This is a genomic window from Acidisphaera sp. S103 (assembly GCF_009765975.1).
In the GTDB taxonomy this organism is placed as follows: Bacteria; Pseudomonadota; Alphaproteobacteria; order Acetobacterales; family Acetobacteraceae; genus Rhodopila.
In genome coordinates, this window is the sequence record NZ_LMUJ01000064.1 from 188,113 (window position 1) to 193,543 (window position 5,431).

General features: G+C 64.6%; 6 protein-coding genes. 1 reads left to right on the forward strand and 5 read right to left on the reverse strand.

The window, feature by feature from the left end; all coding sequences use genetic code 11:
• Position 1: 1 nt before the first annotated feature.
• Genes GSQ89_RS23100 through GSQ89_RS23120 form a run of 5 tightly spaced genes read right to left on the reverse strand, consistent with a single transcriptional unit; the run spans position 2 to position 4,231 of the window.
• Complete coding sequence (locus GSQ89_RS23100) at positions 2 to 778, reverse strand: thioesterase II family protein (protein ID WP_158929653.1); 777 nt, start codon at positions 776 to 778, stop codon at positions 2 to 4.
• Positions 759 to 1,844, reverse strand: a complete 1,086-nt coding sequence (locus GSQ89_RS23105) for a prohibitin family protein (protein ID WP_158929655.1) — start codon at positions 1,842 to 1,844, stop codon at positions 759 to 761. The genes GSQ89_RS23100 and GSQ89_RS23105 overlap by 20 nt, the downstream gene beginning before the upstream one ends.
• A complete protein-coding gene (locus tag GSQ89_RS23110; protein WP_158929657.1) occupies positions 1,841 to 3,472 on the reverse strand; it encodes an ATP-binding cassette domain-containing protein in 1,632 nt (543 codons plus the stop codon). The genes GSQ89_RS23105 and GSQ89_RS23110 overlap by 4 nt, the downstream gene beginning before the upstream one ends.
• Before the next feature lie 6 nt (positions 3,473 to 3,478).
• On the reverse strand, positions 3,479 to 3,685 hold the full coding sequence (locus GSQ89_RS23115) for a hypothetical protein (protein ID WP_158929659.1): 207 nt from the start codon (positions 3,683 to 3,685) through the stop codon (positions 3,479 to 3,481).
• Between the two features lie 18 nt (positions 3,686 to 3,703).
• Positions 3,704 to 4,231: a YcjF family protein gene (locus GSQ89_RS23120; protein WP_158929661.1), complete on the reverse strand. Its 528-nt coding sequence runs from the start codon at positions 4,229 to 4,231 to the stop codon at positions 3,704 to 3,706.
• Positions 4,232 to 5,147: 916 nt separating this feature from the next.
• Here GSQ89_RS23120 and GSQ89_RS23125 point away from each other — a divergent pair.
• A complete protein-coding gene (locus GSQ89_RS23125; protein ID WP_174254913.1) occupies positions 5,148 to 5,363 on the forward strand; it encodes an MbtH family NRPS accessory protein in 216 nt (71 codons plus the stop codon).
• Positions 5,364 to 5,431: the final 68 nt, after the last annotated feature.

Here is a 5,431-nt window from a genome sequence, read left to right on the forward strand (position 1 = left end):
ATCAGCCATCCCGGCCGTATTGATGCAGCGCCTCGGTCACACGGGCCACGACCTGGGCGCGCGCCGTATCGGTGAAAAAATGGCCGCCGGGCAGCGTGGCGACACGCGACGGTCCGGTGGTGCAGGCGGACCAGGCCGCCAGTCCCTCCGGCGTCGTCTCGGCATCGGTCTCGCCGCCCAGTACCACGATCGGGCAGGCCAAGGGCGGCGGGGCGGCCGGCCGGTATTCGCCCACCAAGGTGAAATCCGCCCGCAACATCGGCAGCACCAGATCGAGCAGTTCGCGATTTTGCAGAACCTCCGGCGGGGTACCGTTCAGGCGCTTCAACCCCTCGAGGAATTCCGGTTCCGCCAGGGTGTGCAGGCTGGGCTTGCGCCGGGGCAGATGTGGTGCCTCCCGCCCCGACGCGATCAGCAGGAAGGGTTGGGGCAGACCGAGGTCACCCAGTCGCAGCGCCAGGGCATGGGCGATGCACGACCCCATGCTGTGGCCGAACAGCGCGAAGGGACGATCGAGCAGCGGACGCAGCGCGGGCACCAGTGCATCCAGCAGCGTGTCCATGCGAGCGATCGCCGGTTCGGAAAACCGCCGTTCCCGCCCCGGCAGTTGGACGGGCCGGACGTCCATGTCGGGCGGCATCATCGCCGGCCACAGGCGGTAGGTGTTGGCGCCGCCGCCGGCATGCGGCAGCAGGAACAGGCGGAGCCGCCGCTGGCCTGGGCGCGGGTCCGTCACGATCCAGCGTTCGGTCGTGGCATTAATGGCGTGTTGGGACATCGGACGGCACGTGGGTTGAGAATGGCAGCGACATGCCCTCGGTCGGCAGCGACGGCAATGCACCCTGGGACGGCGCCGGATCGGCCTTGCCGCCACCGCCGGGCAGGTTGGGCGCGGCCGGTTCGCCGGGGTTGGCGTTGCCGGGGTCGGTCCCGGCTGTCGGGGCGTTGGTGGACGCGCCGGCGGCGGGTGAATCGCCCGATGGGTTCAGGATGATCGGCAACCCGTCCTTGCCGCCGACAATCACGAGACGGCTGCCGGGCGACTGCGCCAGGCGCAAGGTCGCGTCGATACCCAGCCAGCGCAGATAGGGTTCGGTCAGGTTGGCGCCGACGATCTGCTGGAAGTCGCGGATACCGGTGGCCTCGATGCGTTTGCGCTGGGCCTCCAGCCGTTCGCGGTCGAGCCGGTAGACGTATTCCAGCGCCGCCTGGTGCTGGATCATCTTGCGGTCGATCGATGCCTGCAGATCGGGCGGCAGGGTGACGCGGCGGATCAGCACGTTGCTCAACAGGACCATGCGCAATGTCTGGTCGCCGGCCGGCACCATTCCGGCACCCAGGGCATTGACGGATTCAACGACCTGCCGCTGGATCTCATCCCGCTGCTGGCCGTATAGCGTCTCGGTGGAAAACCGGCTCATGACGGAACGAAGCGCGGCGCCGATCACCGGCCTGACCAACACGTTCAGATAATTCGGGCCGACATATTTGTGCAGCAGACCGGTGTCCGGCACCACGATCTTGTAGAGGAACGACACCTGGGCGACGACGTTGATGCCGTCGGACGACAGCGCGCTGTAGTCGCCGGTGTCGGTCTGCGTACGGGCGTTGTAGATGTAGTCGATGTTCCAGGGCCATTTGACATGGGTGCCCTCGAGATAGACGTAGTCGGTCACGGTGCCGCCGCCGAACCGGCTCCAGATCACCGCGACCTCGCCCGGCCGCACGGTGAAGACGGTGAACGGCAGGATGCCCGCCACCGCGACGAAGACCAGCAGCAACGCCAGCGCGATGTTGAGCGCATAGCGTTCCAGGTAGTCGTCCAACCAGGCAAGCGACTTCAAGCGGCGGCCTCCGGCGATCGTGGCGGCCCGTCCGGTGTGGTCGGCATCAGACGGCCGTCACGCAGGATGTAGCATTGGTCCGCGACCGCAAAGTATCGCGAATCATGCGTCGCGCACAGCACCGCGCATTGCCGGGTCCGAAGCTCCGGCAGGATGTGTTCGTAGAAGCGGCGGCGGAAGGCCGGATCCTGGTCGGCCGCCCATTCGTCGAGGATGACGATCGGCGGTGCGGCGAGCAGCAGCGACACCATGGCGAGACGTTTGCGCTGGCCGCCAGACAGGGCGACGGTATCCCACGATCCGTCCGGTAGCAGCGCGACCTTGCCGGTCAGGCCGTAGTCCTCCAGCAGCGCGGCGACATGGGCGGGATCGCGGGCCAGGCCGTAGGGACGGCGGAACAGATGCGGGTCCGAGGGGATGACGCCGATGCCGTCGCGGTAGGTTTGCAGGTTGTCGGCGGTCACCGTCTCGCCCCGGCACGATACCGTGCCGGTTTCGGGCAGCAGCAGGCCGCTGATCAACCTCAGCAGCGTGGATTTGCCAGAGCCGTTGCCGCCGGTGATGAACACGATCTGGCCGGCGGCGATGCGAAGGTCCAAGGGGCCGAGCTGAAAGAGCGGCCGGCCGGCGGCGTCTCGCCAGGTGTAGGTGGCGGCGTGGACCTCCAGCTCGGCCGGGCCATTGGGCAATGGTGCCTGGCCGGCCTGTTCCGGTGGCAGGCGGGCCGCCAGTTGGGCCAGGCTTTCGGCGGCTTCGTCGGCGGCGGACAGGATCGGGATGCCTTGCACCAGCAGGCTGATGCTGCCGGCGGCGAACAGCAGCGCGGTCACGGTCTGGCGTTGCGCCGACGGATCGATCACCGTCACCAGCGGCAGGCCGAACACAAGCAGGGCCAGGGCAAGGTAGACGCCGGTCTGCACCGCCACGGCGCCGGCCGCGGCGCGTCCGCCGACCGCGGCCTTGGCGTCCGCGATGACGTCGCTGGCAGCGGTGATGCCGCCCAGTTGGGCGTGGCGGCGGCGTGATGAAACCTTCGCCTCCTTGAAGCCGTCCAGCAGGCCGGTGACGTCCGCCAGCAGCATCCGTTCCTGACCGACGGCGGAATCGAGGGCGGCTCGGTCCTGCGTGGTGCGCCATGAGGTAAAGATCGCCAGCAGCACCCCGGTTGCCCCCAGGACGGCGAATTCCAGCGGCGACAGCCACAGCAGGTAGATCAGGGTGAAGAACAGCAGGATCGCCGCCTGCGATGCCAAGGTCAGCGCGGTCGCCGCCTGGCTGATGGCCTGGGTGTCGCGGGTGACGGCGGCATAGGCCTCGGCGGGCTGTAACCGGCCGAGCGCGCCGTAGTCGGCGTTGCGGACGCGGTCGAGCAGTTGCATGCGCAGATGATGGACGACTTGCTCGATCTCACGCGCGGAGCCGCGGACGACACCGCGTTGGGCGATGACGTAGATGATCACCGCCAGGACGAATAGCGCCAACCGCCGGTGGGTCGCCTCACCCGAGGAAACGGTGTGGCTGGCGACCGCCATAACCAGGGCGTTGCCGAGACCGGCGACGCCGGACAGCACGGCCAGGCGCACGAGGCGCCGACCGGACTGCTCTTGCAGCAGGGCCAGGAGTGCCATACCGGCTCAGCGCGACTGCTGGGACGTGGACACTCGCGGCGTAGGGACCTTGGGGCCGAGGAGGTAGAGCGCCGCTAGCACGATCGGCGGCGTCAGCACCACGGCGAGTACCGTCGTCAGGACGAATCCACCGCGCCGATAGCGCCCACACAGTCCGACCGCGAGGCATACCAGTCCGTAGCCGACAGCGATGAGCGCAGGCGATACCCCCATTGACCCTTTCCCGCCGCCTCAGGCGGCAGCGCGACGCGTCTGCGGATTTTCCATTTCGGCCCGGAAACGCGCCCGCATCTTTTCGGCATTGAAGTCGAGAAGCGTGCCGCCGGATTCGAAATGTTCGATGAACAGGCGGCCGAGAGCGTAGTTCGCGGCGGCAGCAGCAGCGGGCATGGTGATCATGCCGAGAACGGCGCCGACGCCGGGGATCGCCTTATACAGCGTGCTGGCGAGGCCGCCGACGCCGACTGCCGCATTAAACGGCAGCAAACCGCCGATCAGAGAGGCAACGATGGCCTTGGTGCGGACTTCGTCGAACGGCACACCGTAGATCAACGCCAGTTCCCGTACAGTCTTCACTTGCAGACCGACAATCACCGCCAGATCGACACCGGGCACCGGGATCACACCCGCGCCGGCGGACCACAGGGACATACGGCGAACGACGCCGGACGCCAGCGTTGCCCGCTCCGGTGCCTCCGCCGGGGTCTCGACCACTTTGGGATCGCCCGGCGGTGGCTCGTTCGTGGAGGTTTCGCTCATCTCAGCTCTCCGGACACGTGGGTTGCGGGCCATGTTATATCTGACCTCGGACGTTCGCCGTTCACAGCATTCACCGTGGCCTTATGCCCGAGCGGTCGCGGCGCGGTCAAGCATTCAAGTGCGGCGGAGGTTGTTCTTGATATATTGAATCAGATTCGTCATGAAGTGGATCGTGCAATCGATACCTGGACGGACCCCACCGCTTCGACGATCGCGTGAAAAGCGGGAACAAACCATGCTTTTTACGATCAATCATGGCCTCTGGGTTACCTCAAGTTCAGTCACTGTCATGGCAGACAGTGTCTTGCAGGCTTCACTTCGTCGACGTTTGCCGTCCGCACCGTCTTACTGAGACACGATCAATTAAATATAGACGAAGCAAGTGACAAATGGACAAATCATCGGGTGAATCCACTTTTCACACCCTTACGATTTTTCTCACCGGATTCCAGGCATCCAAGCAACATCGGGCACCGATCCAGAAAATTCGTTCGGCTCACCTCATTTGGTACATCATGCAACGGCACCGCGATCGAGACATGTATAAAATCTCTAAAGTCAAATCGCTCGGGGTCAGTTGCCCGGCACTGGCGTGATCGTTCTCGCAGCGGATAGGTCCATTCCAACGAACCGTCCACCGGGTCAGCCCCTGCGTGTCGTTTCGGCCTTCATGCGGACAGCTTCGTTCTCATTTTTTAACATTATGCCTGTTTTTCATCTTTCGGTGTAGAGCGTTAGTCTAGCGTGACTCCAGACTGCCATTTCACACTAAAAGAATGGTAATTTAACGCCACGTGATGAGATTAAATCACGGTTCGAAAGATAATCGGGATTCCGTTAGCTTGCTTTCAATATCGCTTGACATGGGATGACCGGTGCTGCTGGTTTGTCAGGAAATACATCGGGGGACATCGGGATGGATGAGGACGAGGATACAACCTCTTACGATGTTGTCATAAATCACGAAGAGCAATACTCGATCTGGCCCGCCGCCAGCGATCCGCCGGCGGGCTGGCGCCGCGTCGGGAAAACCGGCCCAAAAGCCGAGTGTCTATCATATATCAACGAAGTTTGGACTGACATGCGACCGCTCAGTCTCCGACGCGCCATGGAGAGCATCGCGCCCGACTGACCCCCGGTCGAACCCGGTCCATTCGCCGGCCTTCGGGCCATGGACTTCTTCTGTCTGGAGCGCCTGCA

Excerpts from the sequence above, each read along its gene's own strand:
- GSQ89_RS23125 (WP_174254913.1), top strand. The coding sequence starts at position 5,148 with ATGGATGAGGACGAGGATACAACCTCTTACGATGTTGTCATAAATCAC.
- GSQ89_RS23110 (WP_158929657.1), bottom strand. The coding sequence starts at position 3,472 with ATGGCACTCCTGGCCCTGCTGCAAGAGCAGTCCGGTCGGCGCCTCGTG.
- GSQ89_RS23120 (WP_158929661.1), bottom strand. The coding sequence starts at position 4,231 with ATGAGCGAAACCTCCACGAACGAGCCACCGCCGGGCGATCCCAAAGTG.
- GSQ89_RS23100 (WP_158929653.1), bottom strand. The coding sequence starts at position 778 with ATGTCCCAACACGCCATTAATGCCACGACCGAACGCTGGATCGTGACG.
- GSQ89_RS23115 (WP_158929659.1), bottom strand. The coding sequence starts at position 3,685 with ATGGGGGTATCGCCTGCGCTCATCGCTGTCGGCTACGGACTGGTATGC.